Below are 20,893 nucleotides of genomic sequence, written 5' to 3'. Positions count from 1 at the left end.
GGCCCCCGCCATGGCCGCTCACACCCCCCGCCCCGCCGACACCCCGGAGGACCTCGGGCGGACGCCCGGGCTGCGTGAGCGAAAGAAGCAGCAGACCCGGTACGCCCTGGTCCAGGCCGCCCACATGCTCTTCCTCAGCCAGGGCTTCGCCCGCACCACCGTCGACGAGATCGCCTCCGCCGTCGACGTCTCCCAGCGCACCTTCTTCCGCTACTTCGCCAACAAGGACGAGGTCGCGCTCGCCGTCATGGCCGAAGCCGAGGACTACTTCATCGAGTGCCTGCGCCACCGCCCCGCCGAGGAGACCCCGCTGCAGGCCCTGCGCGCCTCGATCGTCAAGGCCTGGCGCGACCTCGGGAACGCCAAGGCCTCCGGCCCCGGCTCGATCACCAGCGCCCTCGAACTCATGCGGATGATCGAGGACGCGCCCACCCTGCTCGCCGCCCACCTGCGCCGGGTCACCGAGCAGGAGCGGATCGTCGTCCGGGTGCTCGCCGAACGCGAGGGGCTGGACCCGCGCGAGGACCTGCGCCCCACCGTGCTCGCCGCCGTCTTCGGCAGCGTGCTGCGCGCCGCCCACCTGTCCTGGACGGCCGACCGCGAACCCGACGGCCCGGAGGGCATGATCGCCCTGATCGAGAGCCACTTCGACCAGCTCGGCCCGGCCCTGGCCGGCCACTGGCGCACCCCCGCACAGCGCCCCGAGTAACGCCCGGGTAGCACCCCCGGGTCATACCGGGGTAGCACCCGACACCCCGGCAGCACCCGGAAGTTCGCGCTCCGGTGCGACGCCCCGGCGGGCCCCGGCCTCCTAGGCTGGCCCACGATGAAGAACCTCACCCCCGCCGACCTCCGCAGGTACGCCGGCCGCCTGCTGCGCTCCCTTCACCACCACCTCATCACCCCGACCGGCGGCCACACCCCGCTGCTCGGGGAGTCGCCCAGGTCCTGGCTGCGACGGCTGCCGTACGCCGTCGCCCTGATCCTGCTGTCCTCGCTGATCCCCTCCGGGATCGCCGTGCTGGTCGACTCCTACGGCCTGGTACTGCCGGTGGCCGGCGCGCTCACCGTCGCCCAGACCGCGCCGCTGCTGCTCGCCATCACCCGGCCGCTGGCCGCCTGGTGGATCAGCGCCGCCACCCTCGTCGCCACCGCCACCATCTCCGCGCACTACGACCTGCACGGCGGTACCTGGCCGTGGACCGCGCCGATGATCCTCGCGTACCTCTTCCTGCTGATCGCCCTCGCACTGCGGGAGAGCCGGCCCACCCTGGTCGCGGTCTGGCTCGCCACCGTCCTGCTCACCGTGCTCACCACCGCGCTCGGCCTGCCCCGCTCCGGCGACGGCACCACCGTGCTGCTGATCGCGCTCAGCGGCGCCGTGCTGCTGCTCGGCTGGGCCGTCCGGGACCGCGCCGAGGCGCGCCGGCTGCTCACCGAGCAGGAGCACATCAGCGAGGTCGAACGCGAACGGCGCACCCTGCTGGAGGAACGCGCCCGGATCGCACGGGAGTTGCACGACGTGGTGGCCCACCACATGTCGGTGATCGCGGTGCAGGCCGCCAGCGCGCCGTACCGGATCCCCGAGATGCCGGCCGCGGCCGCCGAGGAGTTCACCGCGATCGCCGGCACCGCGCGCGAGTCGCTCACCGAGATGCGCCGGCTGCTGGGCGTGCTGCGCAGCGAGGAGTCCGGCGGGGAGAAGGCCCCGCAGCCCGGGGTCGGCCAACTCGCCCAGCTGGTCCAGACGGTGGGGCGGGCCGGGGTCCCGGCCGAGCTGGCGGTGGACCACGGGCTGGTGGAGACGGTGCCGCAGGCCGTCGGCCTCTCCGCGTACCGGATCGTCCAGGAGGCGCTCGCCAACGTGGTGCGGCACGCCCCCGGCGCGCAGACCTGGGTGTCGCTCTCCTCGGACGGCCCGGCACTGCTGGTGACCGTGGTCAACGCGCCCCCGCCGGAGCGCACCGAGTCGCTGGAGGCCTCGGTCGAGGGCACCGGGCACGGCCTGGTCGGAATGCGCGAACGCGTCCGGCTGGTCGATGGCAAGCTGGACACCGGCCCGCTGCCGGACGGCGGCTTCAAGGTGGCCGCCGTCCTGCCCCTCGGCACCTTCAGCACCCCTCGGGAGACCACCGCATGACCATCCGCGTGATCATCGTCGACGACCAGGCCATGGTCCGCGCGGGCTTCGCCGCCCTGCTGGGCGTCCAGAGCGACATCGACGTGGTGGGGGACGCGGCGGACGGCGCCCAGGCCCTGGAGGTCGTCGGCCGCACCCACCCGGACGTGGTGCTGATGGACGTCCGGATGCCCGTGATGGACGGCCTGGAAGCCGCCCGGCGGCTGCTCGACCCCGCCGTGCCGGGCGCGCACACACCCAAGGTGCTGATGCTGACCACCTTCGACGTGGACGACTACGTGTACGAGGCGCTGCGCGCCGGGGCCAGCGGCTTCCTGCTCAAGGACGCCCCGCCGGCCGACCTGATCGCCGCGGTCCGCGTGGTCGCGGCCGGCGAGGCACTGCTCGCCCCCTCGGTGACCCGCCGGCTGATCGAGGACTTCGCCCGCACCCGTCCGGCCAAGCGCCACGACCCCAAGGTGCGGCTCAACGGCCTGACCCCGCGCGAGACCGAGGTGCTGGAGCTGATCGCCCGCGGCCTGTCCAACCAGGAGATAGCCGCGAAGCTGGTGCTCGCCGAACAGACCGTGAAGACCCACATCGGGCGCATCCTCGCCAAGCTCGACCTGCGCGACCGCGCCCAGGCGGTGGTGCTGGCCTACGAGTCGGGCCTGGTGACCCCCGGTCAGTAGCGGGCTGTTACTCCCCCGCTCGCTACGCGTCCGCTCGCCTCCGCTCGGAGCGGGCCTGATACCCCGGTAGCACCCGGGAGTTGGCCCCGCGGTGTGACGTCCGCGGGGCCGTCGCGTTCCTACCTTCCTCTCTGTCGCAAGCCGAACGGACGAGGGAGATCAGGGACATGCGCAAGTTTCGGGCCGGACGGGCGCTCGCCGCCGCCGCGGTGGCACTGGCAGCGGTGCTCGGCGCCGGCGGCTGGGCCGCCGACACCCAGACCCCCGTCACCGGCCCGCCGCCCGGCAGTGCCGCCTGGACGGCCGACACCTCGCTCGGCCTGCGGCTGCCCGACCCGGCCACCGCCGCCCCGGCCCAAGTCGCCGCCTTCTTCGCCGGGTTGGCGCCGAGCACGCAGGACGCGCTGGCCGTCCGGCACCCCCTGGTGGTCGGCAACCTGGACGGCGCCCCGGTCGCCCTCCGGTACCGCGCCAACGCCCTGGCCCTGGCCGCCGAACGCACCCGCGAACTCGCCCGGGCCGCCGACCCCGCCCTCGCCCCGCAGGACCACGAGGCCGCCCGCACCCGCGCCGAGCGCTACCGCACCCTGCTGGACGGCGGCCGGCAGATCCTCGCCTTCGACCCGCGCGGCCGCGGGCAGGTCGCCGAGGTGTACGGCGACCTCGCCGGCGCCCGCCGCACCGCCGTGATCGTCCCCGGCTCGGACATCGACCTGTCCGGCTTCGACCGTGCCTCCGACCCGTACGGCACCCCCGCCGGCATGGCCCGCGCGCTGCACCAGGCCACCGACCGGCAGACCGCCGTGATCGCCTGGGCCGGCTACACCACCCCGGTCGGCCTCGGCCTGGACGCCGCCACCGAGGACCTCGCCCGGGTCGGCGCCACCCGCCTCACCCGACTGCTCGACGGACTCGCCGTCAGCACCAGCCCGCAGGCCCCCGCCACCGTGTTCTGCCACAGCTACGGCTCGGTGGTCTGCGGCCTGGCCCGCCCCACCCCCGCCCAGGCCTCCGGTGTGGTGGTGCTCGGCTCCCCCGGCATGGGCGTCGACTCGGCCGCCGACCTCGACCGGCGCGTCCCGCTCTGGGCCACCACCCGCAACGGCTCCGACTGGATCGGCGACGTGCCCAACGTCCGGCTGCTCGGCCTCGGCCACGGCGCCGACCCGACCGCGTCCGGCTTCGGCGCCCGCCCGCTGCCCGCCACCGGATCCCACGGCCACACCGGCTACTTCGCCCCCGGCACCGCCTCGCTCGCCGCCTACGCCGCCGTCGCCCTCGGCCGCGCCTGACCGCCCGCACCGGAAGGAGCACCACCATGGCCCACCCCCTCACCGCCCTGCGCCACGCCGCCCGCCGGGTCGACGCCAAGACCCCCGCCACCCGCGACCGCGCCCTGGACGGGCTGCGCGCCCTCGCCCTGCTCGCCGTGCCGGTCGGGCACTGGATGCTCGGCGGCTTCACCCGCTCCCCCGACGGCGTGCTGCACAACGCCAGCCCGCTCTCCTCGCTCGGCTTCTTCGCCCCGATCAGCTGGGGGCTCCAGATGCTCGGGGTGTTCTTCCTGGTCGGCGGCCACTCCTCGGTCCGTTCGCTGGACCGGGCCCGCGCCCGGGGCGAGTCGTACGGCGGCTGGCTGCGCGCCCGTACGGTCCGGCTGCTGCGCCCGGTGCTCGGGGTCACGGCCGTGTGGGCCCTGCTGCTCCCGCTGCTGCCCGCGCTCGGCGTCCCCGCCGACACCGTCCGCACCGGCGCGACACTGGTGGTGCAGCCGCTCTGGTACATCGGGGTCTACCTGGGGCTGACCGCGCTGACCCCGCTCTGCGTGGCCGCCGGGCGCCGACTGGGCGGCTGGTCGGCGGGCCTGCTGGTGGCCTCGGTCGCCACGGTGGACCTGCTGCGGTACGGGCCGTGGGCGCAGGCGGTGCCGTCCTGGGTCGCGCTGCTGAACATCCTGCCGGGCTGGCTGTTCGGCTACCAGCTGGGCGTGCTCTGGGCGCAGGGCCGGCTGGGCCGCCCGGCGGCCCGGGTGCTGCTGCTCGGCGGCGGGGCGCTGTTCGCCGTCCTGCTGCTGGTGTTCCACTACCCGGCCAGCATGGTCGGCGTGCCCGGGGCCGAGCGCACCAACTCCCACCCGCCGTCCCTGCTGGTGCTCGCCCTGGCGGCGTTCCAGTGCGGCGCCGCGGTGCTGCTGCGGGAGCGGCTGGGCCGGCTGCTGACGCGCCGTCCGCTGCTGTGGCTGCCGGTGGTGGCGGTCAACCTGTCGGCGATGACGATCTTCTGCTGGCACCAGAGCGCGATGCTCGCGGTGGCGGTGCCCGGCGCGGCCGGCCTGGGCGCCGTGCCGGGCCTGACCACCGCGCCGGACTCGCTCGGCTGGGTGGCCGCCCGGCTGGCGCTGCTTCCGCTGTTCGGAGCCGTCCTGGTGGCGATCGGGTGGTTCACCCGACGGTTCGACGGGCCGTGGACGTCCTTCTCCCGGGCCGGGAAGGCGGCGGCCGGCGCCGCGGCGGCGCTGTTCGCGGCGTACGCGCTGGGCGTGGTGTGACCCTCCCGGGAGGCTGCGCCCGAGGGGATGCACCCGCATGCGAACCACCACGCGCCGTGATGTCCTGTGACGGTCGGCGACCATCGCAGGACCGCGCCCGCCCACGGCCCGTCCGTCCGCATTCGCCGCTCCTCCCCACCACCCCACGCTCCCGAGGAGTGCCATGTCCCTGTCCCCACCCCGTCCCCAGCCGCGGCGACGGGCCCGCCGACGGCTGCCGGGCACCGCCGTGGTCCTCGCGGTGACCGCCGGCACCCTGCTGGGCGCCGTCGCCCCGGCCGTCGCCCACGGCGGACCGGCCGCCCCCGGGGCGGACGGCCTCACCCCGCACGTCGACTCGCCCCGGGTGATGGCCGAGCTGCGGGAGGACGAGGTCGCGGCGCTCGGCCAGGAGCACGCCGAGGAGCACGCCCGGATGCGCGCCGCCGTCCGCGGCATCGGCGACTACCCGCAGACCACCCGCACCAACCGGTACAACGCGCTGACGGCCTCCCAGGCCGATCACAACAAGGCCTTCGACCCGGCAACTTTCGGCGCGTTCAACCAGTACTTCCCCTCCCCCGACTTCGGCGACCACGTCGCGCTGCTGCCGACCGGCAAGGTGCTGCTGTTCTCCTTCGAGCGGATCGAGACCAACCCGGAGAAGGAGCCCGCCCCCACCCAGACCATCGGCAAGGAGAACGCCGGCCGCGCCTTCCTCTGGGACCCGGCCAGGGGCACCGGCCCAAACGCCTTCAAGCAGGTCAACCCGCCGGTCTCGGACATGCCGGACGGCCTGGGCGAGCCCCGCCCGGTCCCGTTCTTCTGCTCCGGCCACTCGTTCCTGCCCAACGGGATGCTCGGCGTCTTCGGCGGCAACCTGGGCGGCAACGGCGGGACGGGCGCCAAGCTCTCGCTGGTCTTCGACCCGTGGACCGAGACCTGGACCCGCAACCCCGACATGTCGGTCGGCCGCTGGTACCCCTCGGTGGTGACCGGCGCCGACGGCCGCCAGCTGATCATGTCCGGCCAGTCCGAACTCGGCTACGGCACCCCCACCCTGGTGGTCGAGCGCTTCCCCGCCAAGTCCTTCCCGGTGCCGGTGAAGAAGACCGACGTCCCCAAGGACACCCCGGTGGAGCGGTTCAAGGTGGACGCCCCGTTCAGCACCGACTACCCGCACCTGTTCTCGCTCAACGACGGCAGCGTCTACGGCTTCGGCCGCCAGCCCGGCGAGCAGTGGAAGTTCGACCCGGCCGCCGAGACCCGCACCGACCTGGCGGCCCGCCCGGACGGCCGCAGGCGCAACTACGGCTCCGCCGTCATGCTCCCCAACGGCGTCAACGGCCCGGACTCCGCGCTGGTCCTCGGCGGCGACCGGGACAACCCGAGCACGATGCGCTTCTCCAACGGCAGTTGGACCGCCGAGAAGTCCCGCGCCTTCGGCCGCACCCAGGACGACACCGTCCTGCTGCCCACCGGCCGGCTACTGACCGTCAACGGCGCCTACGACATCCGCGACTACGGCAACGGCCCGTACAACCCCAACGCCGACCTCAAGTACCGCCAGATCGAGCTGCGCGACGACCAGGGCAACTGGCAGCTCGGCCCGGTCCAGCGACTGCCGCGCGGCTACCACTCCAACGCCGTCGTGCTGCCGGACGGACGCGTCCTGGTGACCGGCGACGAGCTCCAGCAGATGGCCAACAACACGGACATCAACGGCACGGTCAGCGGCATCCCGGGCACTTCCGGGCCGGTCACCATGAACGGCACCATCGAGATCTACGAGCCGTCCTACCTGCACCAGGGTGACCGGCCCGCGCTGGCCAACCCGCCCACCACACCGGTCGGTTACGACAAGAGGTTCACCGTCACCAGCACCACCCCGGGCCTCGCCGCCAAGGCCGTCCTGCTGGCGCCGACCACCTCCACCCACTCGGTCAACACCAGCCAGCGCCACATCGACCTGCGGCTCACCGGCCGGGCCGGCAACCGGCTGGAGTTCCAGGCCCCGCCGGACGCCAAGGCCGCCCCGCCCGGCTGGTACATGCTCTTCCTGCTCAGCGACAAGGGCGTGCCCAGCGTCGCTCAGTGGGTCCAGCTCAGTTCCTCGGCCTGATCCCCCACCCCACCCCAGAAAAGGACCTCCCATGGCAACGGATCTGAGCCTGCGCGACAGCGACGAGATCCAGGGCGACATCCTCGCCGGATTCAAGAAGGACAACGTCAGCCTCCTGTTCCTCAAGTTCGAGGACGCCGCCCGGGCCCGCGACTGGCTCCGCAAGCTGACCCCGCAGATCTCCACCACCCGCCAGGTCGCCCAGTTCAACGAGGCGTTCAGCGACGCCAGACAGGCCTCCGGCGGCGACGACCCCAAGTCGCTGACCGCCACCTGGCTCGGCATCAGCTTCACCTACGAGGGCCTGCGTATGCTCTCCGCCACCGACCCGTTCGCGACCGCCCCGCCGGTCGGCAGCGGCCTGGAGGCCTTCAAGGAGGGCTCGGCCAAACGGGCCGGCGCGCTCGGCGACACCGGCGACAACTCCCCGGAGAACTGGCTCTTCGGCAACGGCCGGACCCAGTCGGTCCACGCCGTGCTGAAGATCTCCGCGGACACCGAGCGGGATCTCCAGGCGGCCGTCGAGGCGCAGCGGATCGCCGCCGCCGAGTGCCGGGTCCTGATCGCCTACCAGCAGAACGCCCAGACCCTGCTGGGCAGCCGCCGCGGCAAGGAGCACTTCGGCTTCAAGGACGGCATCAGCGAGCCCGGCATCAAGGGCTTCGACCGGCCGAACCCGGCCAGGCCGGACGAGGTCGACGGCCACCCGGGCACCCGGCTCATCCCGGCCGGCGAGTTCGTCTGCGGCCTGGAGAACGACCAGTTCAGCTTCCCCAAGGACCAGTACCCCGTGTGGGCGCGCAACGGCTCCTTCCAGGTGGTCCGCCGGCTCGCCCAGGACGTCCCCGGCTGGTGGTCACAGGTCGCGGTGAAGCTGAGGGAGCTCAAGCAGGCCAAGGCCGTCCCGGACACCGCCACCACCGAGTGGCTGGCCGCCCGGATGGTCGGCCGGTGGCGCTCCGGCGCCCCGGTCTGCAAGCACCAGCTCAACGACGTCCCGAACAACCCGAGCGCCGCCTCGGACAACGACTTCGACTTCCGGGACGACCCGGAGGGCCTGGTCACCCCGCTCTGGTCGCACCTGCGCAAGACCGAGCCGCGGGCCGGCCTGCAGGAGAGCCCGGACAAGGACCCGTTCCCCGCCAAGGACCTCAACGGCCGACGGATCATGCGCCGCGGCACCCCGTACGGCGCCCCGTTCGACCCGGCCTCGGAAGGCCCGGGCGGCCCCGACGACCCGCGCGGCCTGCTGTTCATCTGCTACCAGGCGGACATCCAGCGGCAGTTCGAGTTCATCCAGGCCGACTGGATGGACCAGCCGAACTTCCCGCCGAACCGGGACAGCGGCGGGAGCGTCCCGCCCGGGCACGCCAACCCCAGGCCGGTACCCGGCAAGGACCCGGTCACCCAGGAGGCCCCCGACGTCGACTTCGAGAGCCGGGACGCGAGCGGCCTGATCACGCACACCCCGGTGAGCTTCCGGCAGTTCGTCCAGACCACCGGCTCGGTGTACGCCTTCATGCCCTCCCTGAGCATCCTGCGCGGGCTCTGCGAGGGCCGGCTCACCCCGGTCGGCGGCCAGGGCACCACCACGCAGCCGGGCGGCAACGGCCAGGGCACCACCACGCAGCCCGGCACCGGCGGACAGCCGCAGCCCAAGCCGCAGCCGGTGAAGGCGTACCCGTGCGACGAGTTCATCGGCGTCCCGGACCAGTTCCGCCGAGGCGGGCAGAGCCAGTACTGGGCGTTCCACGGCGACCGCTGCCGGCTGATCTCGGTGGCCGACGGATCCGCCCACACCGACCGCAAGGTCGAGGACGACACCTGGCTGACCACCTGGTCCTGTCTGCAGGGCGTCGGCCGGGTCGACTGCGTCCTGCCCGTACCGGACCAGCAGGACCCGGCCGGCAAGAGCTGGTACTGGGTCTTCCACAGCACCGCCGGGCGCCAGCAGTACCGGCTGGTCTCCATCACCTGCGGCGGAGGCCGGTACACCACGGCGCTCGAACGCTCCGACCGCGACCTCACCCTATGGGGCTCGCTCAGCGGCGTCGGCCAGGTGGACTGCTGGCTGCCCGTCCCGGACCAGCAGCGGGTCGGCGGCAAGAGCTGGTACTGGTGTTTCCACACCACCGCCGGGCGCCAGCAGTACCGGCTGATCTCGATCGCCGACGGCTCCTCGCACACCGACGTGCGCGAGCGCACCGACCGCGAACTCTCCCAGTGGGGCTCGCTGAGCGGCCTGGACCGGGTGGACTGCTTCCTGCCCGTCCCGGACCAGCAGCGGGTCGGCGGGAACAGCGAGTACTGGGTGTTCAGCGGCCAGAAGTACCGCAGGATCTCGATCTCCGACGGCAGCGGCCACCCGGACCGGCTGGTCTCCGCCGACCGCTCCTGCGACGGCTGGTCCTCGCTCTCCTGACCGGGCCCGCCTGACCGGGCAGACCTGGCACCCACGCGCCCCCGCTGCGCCATCGCGCGCGCCGGGGGCGCGTTGTCAGCGCCCTGCTCTAACCTGCCGCCATGGTGACGTTCGATGAGTTCCGCGCGATGGCGCTGGCCCTGCCGGAGACCGCCCAGGAGCCGACCTGGGACATCGAGACGCTGCGGGTCCGCGGCCGGATCTTCACGATGGGCTCGCCCGACGGCGACCGGGTCACCGTCAAGGCCTCCCCCGAGGACCAGGCCGAGCTGCTCGCCGCCGAGCCCGAGGTGTTCTCCTCCGCCCCCTACGTCGGGCGGCACGGCTGGGTGAGCGTCCGGCTGGACCTGGTGGACCCGGACGAACTGCGCGACCTGGTCACCGAGGCCTGGCGGCGGACGGCGCCGAAGCGGCTGGTCCGGGAGTTCGACGCCTGAGCGAACGGCCCTGCGGGTCACGGCCCGCACCACGGGGAGACGTCGGCAGGACACCCCCGGTCCATGTGATCCATCCCACAGTTTAGGCACGCCCGCCACCCCGTCGGGCCCCCTAGGCTTGCGCAGGGAATCAGCAGTTCTAATGCACCCTCCGGGCACCGCCCGCGAAACGGTGACGGGCCCCAAGGGAGTTGGTGCGGTGCGCAACCGTCGACGCTGGAAGCGTGTACTGATCGGGGCGTTCGCGGGTTGCGCCGTGCTCGCCGACGCCGGCGCCTCGGCGGCCGCGGCCGCGGTCTCCTCCGAGCAGCTGGCGATCTCCACGCCCCCGGCCGGCAGCGCCGCCTGGATCCAGGACCACTCCTTCGGCCGCACCCTGCCCGACCCGGCCACCACCTCCCCGGCCGCCGCCGCCGAGTTCTTCGCCTCGCTCGCGCCCACCGAGCTGGACCGACTGATCCGGGACTACCCGCTGGTCGTCGGCAACTACGACGGCGCCCCGCTGGACCTGCGCTACCGCGCCAACCGGATCGCCCTGGCCGTCGAACGCGACACGGCCCGGGCCCGCGCCGAGGACCACAGGCTCGACTCCGACACCCGCGCGCTGGCCGTCTCCCGCGCCAACGACGTCGAGCACCTGCTCGCCCCCGGCCGACAGATCCTGGCCTTCGACCCGCGCGGCCGCGGCCTGGTCACCGAGGTGTGGGGCGACCTCGCCGACGCCGAGCGGATCTCCGTCCTCGTCCCGGGCTCGGACGCCGACCTCGGCCACTTCGACCAGACCGCCGAGCCGCTGCGCTCCCCGGCCGGCATGGCCCGCGCCCTCTACGCCGAGGAGCAGCGCCAGGCCCCGGGCACCCGGACCGCCGTGGTCTCCTGGACCGGCTACGTCACCCCCTCCGGCCTCGGCCCGGACGCGGCCACCTCCCGGCTCGCCGACGTCGCCGCGCCCCGGCTGGAGCGACTGCTCGCCGGCCTCAAGGAGACGACCCGGCCGGACGCGCCCCCGTCGCTGCTCTGCCACTCGTACGGCTCGGTGGTCTGCGGCACCGCCGCCCCGAAGATCCTCCGCGCGGCCGCCTCGCCGTCCGACACCTCGGGCATCACCGACATGGTGGTGTTCGGCTCCCCCGGCATGGGCGTGCAGAACGCCGCCGAGCTGGGCGGTGGCGTGCACGTCTGGGCCGCCCGCAACCCCGGTGACTGGATCGGCAACGTCCCGTTCCTGGAGGTCGGCAAGCTCGGCCACGGCGCCGACCCGACCGGTGGCGGCTTCGGCGCCGAGCAGATCTCCTCGGCCCGCGCGGTCGGCCACACCGGCTACCTCACCGACGGCACCGACAGCCTGCACAACTTCGCGGCGATCTCGCTCGGCCACTACCGGGACGTGGTCCGGACCGAGCCCAATTCCTGACGGCCCGACTCCCGCCCGGCCGGACTCCCGACCGGGGCAACACCCGACCGGCCCGACTCCCGACCGGGCCACGCCGGTGCGGCTACGACGGCTGGTCCTGGTACAGCCGTAGGGCGTCCGCCGCCGCCCGGGCCAGCTCGCGCCGGGCGGCCGGCGGGGCCAGCACCTCGACCTCCGCGCCGAAGGCCAGCAGCGACCGGACCGCCGCCGGAGCCGGGAAGGCCATCGCCACCTCGACCCAGTCCTCGGCCGGCCCGATGCCCGCCTCCGGCGGCGGCGCGGTGACCCGGCCGCCGTGGATGCGCAGGAACTGGTCCAGCCGCCCGCGCCGGATCCGCACCCGCACCGGCAGCTCCTTCGGCAGCCGCTCCACCTGCTCGCGCAGCGCCGCCCACACGTCACCGAGCCCCACCCCGGCTCGGCGGCGCACCGTCTCCTCGGTGGTCTCGGCGGCCAACACCCGGTCGGCCCGGAACAGCCGCGGCTCGCCGTGCAGATCGGCCACCAGGTACCAGACCGCGGCCTTGCTCACCAGCCCGTACGGGTCGACGGTGTACTCCACCGGCGCGGGCGTGCCGCTGTGCCGGTAGCGCAGCCGCAGCCGCCGGTCGGCGAAGACCGCGTACTGCAGCTCGCCCAGGTCCGGGCCCGGCGCGGCCGCGGGCGGGCCGCCCTGCATCCAGCGGGCCGGGTCGACCAGGATCCGCTCGCTGATCCGCTCGGCGGCCGGCCGGTGCGGGGCCGGCAGCGCCGCCATCACCTTGCGCAGCGCCGAGCCGAGCGCGCCGTCCAGCCCGAGGTCGCTGTGCGCGCCCTGGGCGGAGAGGACGAACAGCGCCCTGGCCTCGTCCGCGGTCAGGCCGGTGACGTCGGTGCGGTAGCCGGGCAGCAGGCCGATGCCGCCGTGCCGCCCGCGCTCGGTGAACACCGGCACCCCGGCGGCGGAGAGCGACTCCACGTCGCGGTAGATGGTGCGCACGGACACCTCCAGCCGCGCGGCGAGTTCGGTGGCGGACACCCGGCCGCGGGTCTGCAGCAGCAGGAGGACGGAGAGCAGGCGGTCGGCCTTCATGGGCCAAGAATCCCAGTAATCCTGACGGAACCTGTCAGGTTTTACTGGGAGATTGCGTTCCGAGCCCGAAAGCCCGCCCGACCACGGGGAGTTGACCGCACATGAACGCCGTCCAGGACGCCCGCCCGCAGTACCTGCTCGCCCTCGACCAGCTGGAGAAGCTGTTCGCCACGATCACCCCGGCTGACCTCGACCGGCCCACCCCCTGCACCGAGTTCACGCTGCGCCGGCTGCTGAACCACGTGGTCGGCGGCATCCACCGCCTCGCGTACCTCGGGGAGGGCGGCCGCTTCGAGGACATCGTGCCCGCCATCGAGGACCCGTCGGACGAGGGCTGGCCGGCCGCGCTGGGCCGGGCCCGCGCCCGGGTGACCGCCGCCTGGGCGGACGACGCCAAGCTCGGCCGCCCGACCTTCGCACCCTGGGGCGAGGTCCCCGGCGGGGCCGCGGTCGGCGGCTACCTGATGGAGGCGGTCACCCACACCGGGGACATCGCCACCAGCCTCGGCAACGGCTTCGCGCTGGACGACGCGCTGGCGCGGACCGCGTTGGGCATCGCCGAGACCGTCCTGCCGCCCGAGAGCCGCGTCGAGGGCGTCCCGTTCGCCGCGGTCCAGCCGGTCGCCGAGGACGCCGACGTGCACGCGAAGCTGGCCGCCTGGCTGGGCCGCACAGCCTGAGCCGGGCCGCACGGCTGAAGCCGGCCGGATGAGCACGGCAGCCGGTCGGGCCCGGGAAGTCGGCGACTTCCCGGGCCCGGCCGGCTGTTGCCGGCTACTCCCGGCCGACCGAGGTGAACTTCATGTCCGCGTAGCGCTCCCCCGCCACCTGGCCGGCCACCGGCTCCAGCAGCGCCAGCTCCGCCGCGGTGAGCCGCAGCGTCGCCGCAGCGGCGTTCTCGGCGAGGCGGCTGCGCTTGCGGGTGCCCGGGATCGGCACGACGGTCAGCCCGTGCACCTCGGCCCGCTGGTGCACCCAGGCCAGCGCGATCTGCGCGAGGGTCACCCCGCGGGCCGTCGCGATCTCCCGGATCGGCGCCAGCAGTTCGGCGTTGGCCGCCGCGTTGGCACCGGTGAAGCGCGGCTGGGTGCGCCGCACGTCGTCCGCCGCGAGCTGCTCGGCGGCCTGGAAGGAACCGGTCAGGAAGCCCCGCCCGAGCGGCGAGTACGGCACGAAGGCGACGCCCAGCTCGGCCGCGACCGGCACCGCCGAGCGCTCGACGTCGCGGGCGAACACCGACCACTCGGACTGCAGCGCCGCGATCGGGTGGATCGCGTGCGCCTCGCGCAGCTCGGCCCCGGTCACCTCGGACAGGCCGAGGTGGCGCACCTTGCCGGCCTTGACCAGCTCGGCCATGGTGCCGACCGAGTCGGCCAGCGGCACGGCCGGGTCGCGGCGGTGCATGTAGTAGAGGTCGATCTCGTCCACGCCGAGGCGGCGCAGCGAGGCGTCCACGGCGGCCCGGATGTACGCGGGGTCGTTGCTGATGCCGCGGTAGCCCGGGTCCTCCTCCTTGCGGACGAGGGCGAACTTGGTGGCGAGCACCACCTTGTCCCGGTTGGCCCGGACGAACGGGCCGATGAACTCCTCGTTGCGGCCGTAGCCGTAGGCGTCAGCGGTGTCGAAGAAGGTGACACCGGCCTCCAGCGCGGCGTCCAGGGTAGCGAGCGACTCGCCGGCGTCGGCCGGGCCGTAGAACTCGCTCATGCCCATGCAGCCGAGGCCCTGGACGCCCACCAGCGGGCCGTCGGTGCCGAGTTCGGCGGTGGGAAGGACGGGGTGAGTCATGCGCTCTGCTCTTCCTCTACGCGGTAGTACTGGCATTGGGCCGGGGTGCCGGCGGCGTCGGCGATCTTCCCGGCATAGAGATCGATCTTGTAGTCGAGGACGACGAGGGTGGCCTGGAGGTCGACGATCCTCTGCCGGACCTCCTCGCGCTGGGCCTCCAGCAGCAGGCGCCGCCCCTCGTAGGTCTGCTCGCCCTGTCGGGCCATGTCCACGTACTTGAGCATGTCCGCCACGGACATGCCGGTCAGTCGCAGCCGGCCCAGGAAGGCCAACCGGTGCAGGTCGGCGTCGCAGTAGCGGCGCTGGCCGCCGGCCGCGCGGTCGACGGGGTCCAGCAGGCCGATCCGCTCGTACCAGCGCAGGGTGTGGGCGGTGAGCCCGCTCGCCGCGGCGACCTCGCTGATGGTGTGCCGCGGGGTCCGGTCCGGATCGCCGACCGGGCGGCCGAACACCTCGGAGCAGCTGCGCAGGTCGATCTCGATTCGTGCGGGTGTGGCCATCGAACGTTTCCCCCTGTCCTGTGCGACGGGAACGACGCTACCGAGTTGGAGTGCACTCCAAGCAAGCCCGACCGGCCCGACAGCCGGGTGCCCCCGCCACCCGGCTGACCGCAGGGTGCCCCGCCGCCCCTCGCCCGCCCCGGCTACAGTCGGGATCCATGGAGAGCTTGCGTGTGATCGAGAACTGGCCGGTGCCCCACGCCGCGGCGGCGGTGGTCCGGGGGGCGGACGGCGCGGTGCTGGGGGCGCACGGGCCGCAGCAACACCTGTTCCCGCTGGCCTCGGTGACCAAGCTGCTCACCTCGTACGCGGCGCTGATCGCGGTCGAGGAGGGCGTGTTCGAGCTGGACGACCCGGCCGGGCCGCCCGGTGCGACCGTCCGCCACCTGCTCGCCCACACCTCCGGCCTGGGCTTCGACGAGGACCGGGTGTTCGCCGAGCCCGGCAACCGCCGGCTCTACTCCAACGCGGGCTTCGACGCGCTGGCGTCGGCGCTGTCCGGGGCCGCCGGGATCGAGTTCTCCCGCTACCTCGCCGAGGCGGTGTTCGAGCCGCTCGGCATGGCCGACACCCTGATCCACACCGCGCACAAGTCCCCGGCCGGCGCCGGCGGCCTGTCCACCGTCGCCGACCTCGCCCGGTTCGCCGCCGAGCTGCAGTCGCCCAAGCTGCTGGACCCGTCCACCGTCCTGCGGGCCACCCGCGAGGTCGCCTTCCCCGGCACCAGCGGCGTGCTGCCCGGCTACGGCCACCGCCGCCCGAACGACTGGGGCCTCGGCTTCGAGATCCGCGACGGCAAGAGCCCGCACTGGACCGGCACGGCCAACTCCCCGGCCACCTTCGGCCACTTCGGCCAGTCCGGCACCTTCCTGTGGGTCGACCCGCAGGCGGGCGTGGCCTGCGTCGCGCTCACCGACCGGGACTTCGGCCCGTGGGCGGTCGAGGCCTGGCCGGCCTTCTCGGACGCGGTCCTCGCCGAGCTCCGCTGAGGGCCGAGCTCCACCGAGGCCTTTCCGAGAAGGTCTCAGCCGTACGAGACCGGCGAGTGCATCTCCCACAGCAGGAGTTCCGCGCCGGTCTCGCCCGCGGCCGGGTCGGCGAAGGCCTCGCCGGTGATCCGCACGCTGTCGCCCGGGGCCATCGAGCGGCCGCCGCCCTTGGGCCCCGGGATCGTCCGGTAGCCCAGCGAGCCCGCCGTCAGGTGGACGTACCGCCAGGGGGCGGCGGGCAGCTCCGGCAGCGGCTGCCACGGCCCGGCGGTCGCCAGCCAGAGCGCGGCGTCGCTGCGGCGCAGCCGCAGGGCCTCCGTTCCGGCGTCGCGCTCCAGGCCGGAGGCGAGCAGTGTCAACCCGCCGTCCGCCGGTTCCACCTTGCGCAGCCCGTACGCCGGGGCCGCGTCGAACTCGTCCGGCTGGAGCCACATCTGGACGAAGCGGACCGGGCCGGTGGCGCCGCCGATGTTGCGTTCGGTGTGGGTGACGCCGGAGCCTACGCTGAGGTGCTGGACCATTCCGGGGCGGACCACCCCGCCGTGGCCGTGGGAGTCCCGGTGGGCGAGCGCGCCCTCCAGCACCCAGGTGAGGATCTCGGTGTCCCGGTGCTTGTGCTCCTCGAACCCGGCGCCGGGGGCGAGGAGTTCCTCGTTGCAGGCGAGCAGCGCGCCGAAGTGCGTGTTCTTCGGGTCGTAGTGGCCGGAGAAGGAGAACGCGTGGCGGGTCTCGATGCCCTCGGCAGGAGCGGAGCGGTAGCGCTCGGCGGTGCGGCGCAGGTCGGCGCGGGGGCGGTCAGCGGCGTCGGTCACGCGCCCACCGTAATGGTTGTGCCCCTGGCCACGGCGCCGCTGTGCCGGGGGGTGTGCACGAGCAGTCACTCACGTGAGGCAGTCTTGTCCTTGTGCCAGCCGCTTCCGCGAACTCCAAGAGCGAACCCAGTCCCGTACCCGAACCGACCGGGAAGAGCCCGGCTCCCCGGTCCGGGCGCGACCGTCCCGGCCGTGCCGCGCCCCGCCTGACGGCGCAGGAGCGCAGAAACGCCGCCGAGCGCGCCGAGCGCCGGGCGGCGACGCTCAAGCGGCTGGAGAAGTCCTCGGGCAAGCTGGCCACCGCCGCGATCTCGCGGATGGACGACCAGCTCGGCTGGTACCGGCGGATGCCGCCGGAGCACCGGTCGTGGATCGGCCTGGTCGCCCAGGCCGGTATCGCCGCCTTCACCGAGTGGTACCGCCATCCCGAGGCCGCGAAGGCGATCTCCACCGACGTCTTCGGCACCGCCCCGCGCGAGCTGACCAGGGCGATCACCCTGCGCCAGACCGTCGAGCTGATCCGCACCACGATCGAGGTGATGGAGGAGGCCATCGAGGAGGTGGCCGCCCCCGGCGACGAGGCGGACATGCGCGAGTCGGTGCTGGTCTACGCCCGGGAGATCGCCTTCGCGACCGCCCAGGTGTACGCCCAGGCGGCCGAGGCGCGCGGCGCCTGGGACGCCCGGCTGGAGGCGCTGGTGGTCAACTCCCTGATGTCCGGCGACGCCGACGAGGGCGTGCTCTCCCGCGCCGCCGCGCTCGGCTGGGGCCAGCCCAGCCAGATCCGGGTGGTGATGGGCAGCGCGCCGGACGGCGACAGCGAGCTGGTGGTGGAGGCGATCCGCCGGGCCGCCCGGTACGCCAAGCTGCACGTGCTGACCGGGGTGCTGGGCAGGCGCCTGGTGGTGGTGGTCGGCGGCAACAAGGAGCCGGTGCAGGCGGCCAAGGCGCTGATCGGCCAGTTCGCGCCGGGCCCGGTGGTGGTCGGCCCGACCGTGCCGGACCTGCTGTCCGCGACCCGCTCGGCGCACGCCGCCGCGGCCGGGCTGCGCGCCTGCGCCGCCTGGCCGGACGCTCCCCGCCCGGTGCTGGCGGACGACCTGCTGCCCGAGCGGGCGCTGGCCGGCGACCAGGCTGCGCGCCACCAGTTGGTGGAGGAGATCTACACACCCCTGGATGAGGCGGGCTCGGCACTGCTGGAGACGCTCAGTGTCTACCTGGAGCAGGCCTCCTCCCTGGAGGGCGCGGCCCGGATGCTCTTCGTCCACCCCAACACGGTGCGCTACCGGCTACGACGTGTGACCGACGTCACGGGGTACGCCCCCTCCGACGTACGTTCGGCGTTCACTCTGCGGATCGCACTGGCCCTCGGCCGGCTGACCGCCGTGGGCGAGCCCAGCTGAGCCGGAGTGTAGGGACCATACAATCCCGGATGGTTTTCTTCGTTACCGTCGCCTACCCGCCCCCGGGCGCCTGGCGAGAGAGGGTTGAACCGTGCTCGTAATCGTCGCCCCTGGACAGGGTGCCCAGTCCCCCGGTTTCCTCAGCCCCTGGCTGGAGCTGGACGGTGTCGCCGACCGCCTGCGCGGCTGGTCGGACGTCGCCGGGCTCGACCTGGTGCACGCCGGCACCGAGGCGTCCGCCGAGGAGATCAAGGACACCGCCGTCGCCCAGCCGCTGCTGGTCGCGGCCGGTCTGGTGACCGCCCGGGAGCTGTTCCCGGACGAGGACGCCGCCCGCAAGCTGGTCGGCGCCGTCGCCGGCCACAGCGTCGGCGAGATCACCGCCGCCGCCGGCGCCGGGGTGCTCAGCGCCCATGACGCCCTGACTTTTGTCCGCGAGCGCGGCCGGGCCATGGCCGCGGCCGCCACTGTCACCGAGACCGGCATGACCGCCGTGCTCGGCGGCGACCCCGAGGTCGTCGCGGCGGCGCTGGACAAGCACGGCCTGACCGCGGCCAACAACAACGGCGGCGGCCAGATCGTCGCCGCCGGCACGCTGGCCCAGCTGGAGGCGCTGAAGGCGGACCCGCCGGCCGGCGCCAAGCTGATCGCCCTGAAGGTGGCCGGCGCGTTCCACACCGAGCACATGGCGCCCGGCGTCGAGCGGCTGGCCGGGCTGGCCCCGACCCTGACCGCGGCCGACCCGCAGGTCCGCTACGTCTCCAACCGGGACGGCGGGGTCGTGGACTCCGGCGCCGAGGTGCTCGCGCGCCTGGTGTCGCAGGTCTCCAACCCGGTCCGCTGGGACCTGTGCATGGAGACCCTCGGGCAGCTGGGTGCGACGGCCGTGATCGAGCTGTCCCCCGCGGGCACCCTCACGGGGCTGCTCAAGCGCAACCTCAAGGGTGTGGCCACGCTCGCCCTCAAGACCCCCGCCGATCTGGACAAGGCCCGCGAGCTCATCGCGGAGCACGGCGGTCAGGAGCAGGAGACCACCGCATGACCAAGCCCCAGATCCGCCCCGCCGGCGGTGCGCAGTACTCGCGCATCCACGGCGTCGGCGGCTACCGCCCGGTCCGGGTGATTCCCAACGCCGAGGTCCTGGAGTGGATCGACTCCTCGGACGAGTGGATCCGCACCCGCAGCGGGATCACCGAGCGCCGCTGGGCGGGCCCGGAGGAGACCGTCTCCGAGATGTCGGTGCAGGCCGCCGGCAAGGCCATCGCCCAGGCCGGGATCTCCCCGGAGCAGATCGGCGGCGTGATCGTCGCGACCGTCTCGCACTTCAAGCAGACCCCGGCGATCGCCACCGAGATCGCCGAGCGGCTCGGCTGCGGCACCGCCCCGGCCTTCGACATTTCGGCCGCCTGCGCCGGCTTCGGCTACGGCCTGGGCCTGGCCGACGGCATGATCCGCGGCGGCAACGCCGAGTACGTGCTGGTGATCGGCGTCGAGCGGCTCAGTGACCTGACCGACAAGTCGGACCGCTCGACCGCCTTCATCTTCGGCGACGGCGCCGGCGCCGCGATCGTCGGCCCGTCCGACACTCCGGGCATCGGCAAGCTGATCTGGGGTTCGGACGGCTCGCAGGCCGACGTGATCACCCAGACCGAGGCCTGGGACACCGCCTTCGCCAAGCCCGACGCGATCAACGGGCCGGGCGAGGACACCAAGTGGCCGTTCCTGCGGATGGACGGCCAGCCGGTCTTCCGCTGGGCGGTCTGGGAGATGGCCAAGGTCGCCCAGCAGGCGCTGGACGCCGCCGGGGTGACCGCCGACCAGCTCGGCGCGTTCATCCCGCACCAGGCCAACATGCGGATCACCGACGCCATGATCAAGGCGCTCAAGCTGCCGGAGTCGGTGCCGGTTGCCCGTGACATCGCGGAGACCGGCAACACCTCCGCGGCCTCCATTCCGCTCGCGATGGAGCGCATGCTGGAGACCGGCGAGGCCCACAGCGGCGACCTGGCGCTGATCATCGGCTTCGGGGCGGGTCTCGTGTACGCCGCGGCAGTCGTTACGCTCCCCTAGGCGCGTTTCGCCCACTCATCCACAAGCCTGTGTCCGGCCGCCGGCCGGACACGTTCAACACCGTAGAGGAGCAGCCAGTATGGCTACCAAGGACGAGGTCCTGTCCGGTCTCGCCGACATCGTCAACGAGATCGCCGGCATCCCGGTCGAGGACGTTGAGGTCGACAAGTCGTTCACCGACGACCTGGACGTCGACTCGCTGTCCATGGTCGAGGTCGTCGTGGCCGCCGAGGAGCGCTTCGACGTCAAGATCCCGGACGACGAGGTCAAGAACCTGAAGACCGTCGGCGACGCCGTGGACTACATCCTGGCCAACGCCAGCGCCTGAGCGATCGACTCGTTCGCTTCGGCCAGCCCGTCCGAGGTGCCCTGAGCACCTCGGACGGCTGACCCGTCGGGGCGGGGCGCCCCGCCCGCCCCCCCCCCCCGCCCGGGCCCCCCCCCCGGGGGGCCCCCCGGGGCCCGCCCCGGCGGCCCCCCCCCCCCCCCCCCCCGGGGGGCAGTAAAAAACCCCGGGCCCGGGAAA

19 protein-coding genes are annotated in these 20,893 nt (G+C 73.8%); 15 read left to right on the top strand and 4 right to left on the bottom strand.

Annotated elements, in window-relative coordinates:
• Nucleotides 1–10 precede the first annotated feature (10 nt).
• The 9 genes from ACZ51D_RS17905 (at nucleotide 11) to ACZ51D_RS17865 (ending at nucleotide 11,733) form a co-directional block, all read left to right on the top strand.
• The gene (locus ACZ51D_RS17905) at nucleotides 11–709 is read left to right on the top strand and encodes a TetR/AcrR family transcriptional regulator (protein WP_465620258.1); all 699 of its coding nucleotides are present in this window, start codon (nucleotides 11–13) and stop codon (nucleotides 707–709) included.
• 117 nt (nucleotides 710–826) lie between these two features.
• Entirely contained in the window at nucleotides 827–2,140 is a 1,314-nt protein-coding gene (locus tag ACZ51D_RS17900) for a histidine kinase (RefSeq protein WP_465662756.1), read from the top strand.
• Nucleotides 2,137–2,811: a response regulator transcription factor gene (locus tag ACZ51D_RS17895; RefSeq protein ID WP_360492963.1), complete on the top strand. Its 675-nt coding sequence runs from the start codon at nucleotides 2,137–2,139 to the stop codon at nucleotides 2,809–2,811. The genes ACZ51D_RS17900 and ACZ51D_RS17895 overlap by 4 nt, the downstream gene beginning before the upstream one ends.
• Nucleotides 2,812–2,978: 167 nt before the next feature.
• Complete coding sequence (locus ACZ51D_RS17890; protein ID WP_465662754.1) at nucleotides 2,979–4,103, top strand: alpha/beta hydrolase; 1,125 nt, start codon at nucleotides 2,979–2,981, stop codon at nucleotides 4,101–4,103.
• A gap of 26 nt (nucleotides 4,104–4,129) precedes the next feature.
• Nucleotides 4,130–5,359: an acyltransferase family protein gene (locus ACZ51D_RS17885; protein WP_465662752.1), complete on the top strand. Its 1,230-nt coding sequence runs from the start codon at nucleotides 4,130–4,132 to the stop codon at nucleotides 5,357–5,359.
• 163 nt (nucleotides 5,360–5,522) lie between these two features.
• Nucleotides 5,523–7,460, top strand: a complete 1,938-nt coding sequence (locus ACZ51D_RS17880; protein WP_465662750.1) for a galactose oxidase-like domain-containing protein — start codon at nucleotides 5,523–5,525, stop codon at nucleotides 7,458–7,460.
• A gap of 31 nt (nucleotides 7,461–7,491) precedes the next feature.
• Nucleotides 7,492–9,882 (top strand): Dyp-type peroxidase, encoded by a 2,391-nt coding sequence (locus tag ACZ51D_RS17875; RefSeq protein ID WP_465620248.1) that lies wholly within the window; start codon nucleotides 7,492–7,494, stop codon nucleotides 9,880–9,882.
• Between the two features lie 101 nt (nucleotides 9,883–9,983).
• Nucleotides 9,984–10,319 carry an MmcQ/YjbR family DNA-binding protein gene (locus ACZ51D_RS17870; protein ID WP_465620247.1) on the top strand — a complete coding sequence of 112 codons (336 nt, stop codon included), beginning with the start codon at nucleotides 9,984–9,986 and terminating at the stop codon, nucleotides 10,317–10,319.
• Between the two features lie 199 nt (nucleotides 10,320–10,518).
• Nucleotides 10,519–11,733, top strand: a complete 1,215-nt coding sequence (locus ACZ51D_RS17865; protein ID WP_465620246.1) for an alpha/beta hydrolase — start codon at nucleotides 10,519–10,521, stop codon at nucleotides 11,731–11,733.
• Between the two features lie 82 nt (nucleotides 11,734–11,815).
• Here the strand turns inward: ACZ51D_RS17865 and ACZ51D_RS17860 are convergent, their stop codons facing one another.
• The gene (locus ACZ51D_RS17860) at nucleotides 11,816–12,805 is read right to left on the bottom strand and encodes a helix-turn-helix transcriptional regulator (protein WP_465662748.1); all 990 of its coding nucleotides are present in this window, start codon (nucleotides 12,803–12,805) and stop codon (nucleotides 11,816–11,818) included.
• Between the two features lie 101 nt (nucleotides 12,806–12,906).
• Between ACZ51D_RS17860 and ACZ51D_RS17855 the strand changes: the two genes are divergently transcribed.
• Entirely contained in the window at nucleotides 12,907–13,485 is a 579-nt protein-coding gene (locus ACZ51D_RS17855; protein WP_465620242.1) for a TIGR03086 family metal-binding protein, read from the top strand.
• 94 nt (nucleotides 13,486–13,579) lie between these two features.
• On the opposite strand, the gene ACZ51D_RS17850 is transcribed toward ACZ51D_RS17855, so the two are convergent.
• Both ACZ51D_RS17850 and ACZ51D_RS17845 read right to left on the bottom strand, forming a co-directional pair.
• Complete coding sequence (locus ACZ51D_RS17850; RefSeq protein ID WP_465620240.1) at nucleotides 13,580–14,593, bottom strand: aldo/keto reductase; 1,014 nt, start codon at nucleotides 14,591–14,593, stop codon at nucleotides 13,580–13,582.
• Nucleotides 14,590–15,093: a MerR family transcriptional regulator gene (locus ACZ51D_RS17845; protein ID WP_465620238.1), complete on the bottom strand. Its 504-nt coding sequence runs from the start codon at nucleotides 15,091–15,093 to the stop codon at nucleotides 14,590–14,592. The genes ACZ51D_RS17850 and ACZ51D_RS17845 overlap by 4 nt, the downstream gene beginning before the upstream one ends.
• Before the next feature lie 158 nt (nucleotides 15,094–15,251).
• Between ACZ51D_RS17845 and ACZ51D_RS17840 the strand changes: the two genes are divergently transcribed.
• A complete protein-coding gene (locus ACZ51D_RS17840; protein WP_465620237.1) occupies nucleotides 15,252–16,082 on the top strand; it encodes a serine hydrolase domain-containing protein in 831 nt (276 codons plus the stop codon).
• 35 nt (nucleotides 16,083–16,117) lie between these two features.
• On the opposite strand, the gene ACZ51D_RS17835 is transcribed toward ACZ51D_RS17840, so the two are convergent.
• Nucleotides 16,118–16,894, bottom strand: a complete 777-nt coding sequence (locus ACZ51D_RS17835; protein WP_465662746.1) for a pirin family protein — start codon at nucleotides 16,892–16,894, stop codon at nucleotides 16,118–16,120.
• 206 nt (nucleotides 16,895–17,100) lie between these two features.
• On the opposite strand from ACZ51D_RS17835, the gene ACZ51D_RS17830 reads away from it, so the two are divergent.
• The 4 genes from ACZ51D_RS17830 (at nucleotide 17,101) to ACZ51D_RS17815 (ending at nucleotide 20,695) form a co-directional block, all read left to right on the top strand.
• Entirely contained in the window at nucleotides 17,101–18,297 is a 1,197-nt protein-coding gene (locus ACZ51D_RS17830; RefSeq protein ID WP_360493031.1) for a PucR family transcriptional regulator, read from the top strand.
• A gap of 91 nt (nucleotides 18,298–18,388) precedes the next feature.
• Entirely contained in the window at nucleotides 18,389–19,339 is a 951-nt protein-coding gene (locus tag ACZ51D_RS17825; RefSeq protein ID WP_465620234.1) for an ACP S-malonyltransferase, read from the top strand.
• Nucleotides 19,336–20,367, top strand: a complete 1,032-nt coding sequence (locus ACZ51D_RS17820; RefSeq protein ID WP_360493003.1) for a beta-ketoacyl-ACP synthase III — start codon at nucleotides 19,336–19,338, stop codon at nucleotides 20,365–20,367. The genes ACZ51D_RS17825 and ACZ51D_RS17820 overlap by 4 nt, the downstream gene beginning before the upstream one ends.
• Nucleotides 20,368–20,446: 79 nt before the next feature.
• Nucleotides 20,447–20,695 (top strand): acyl carrier protein, encoded by a 249-nt coding sequence (locus ACZ51D_RS17815; RefSeq protein WP_360493006.1) that lies wholly within the window; start codon nucleotides 20,447–20,449, stop codon nucleotides 20,693–20,695.
• Nucleotides 20,696–20,893: the final 198 nt, after the last annotated feature.

It is taken from the genome of Kitasatospora sp. NPDC033851 (assembly GCF_055576085.1).
This window is presented reverse-complemented; position numbering and strand designations above follow the sequence as displayed.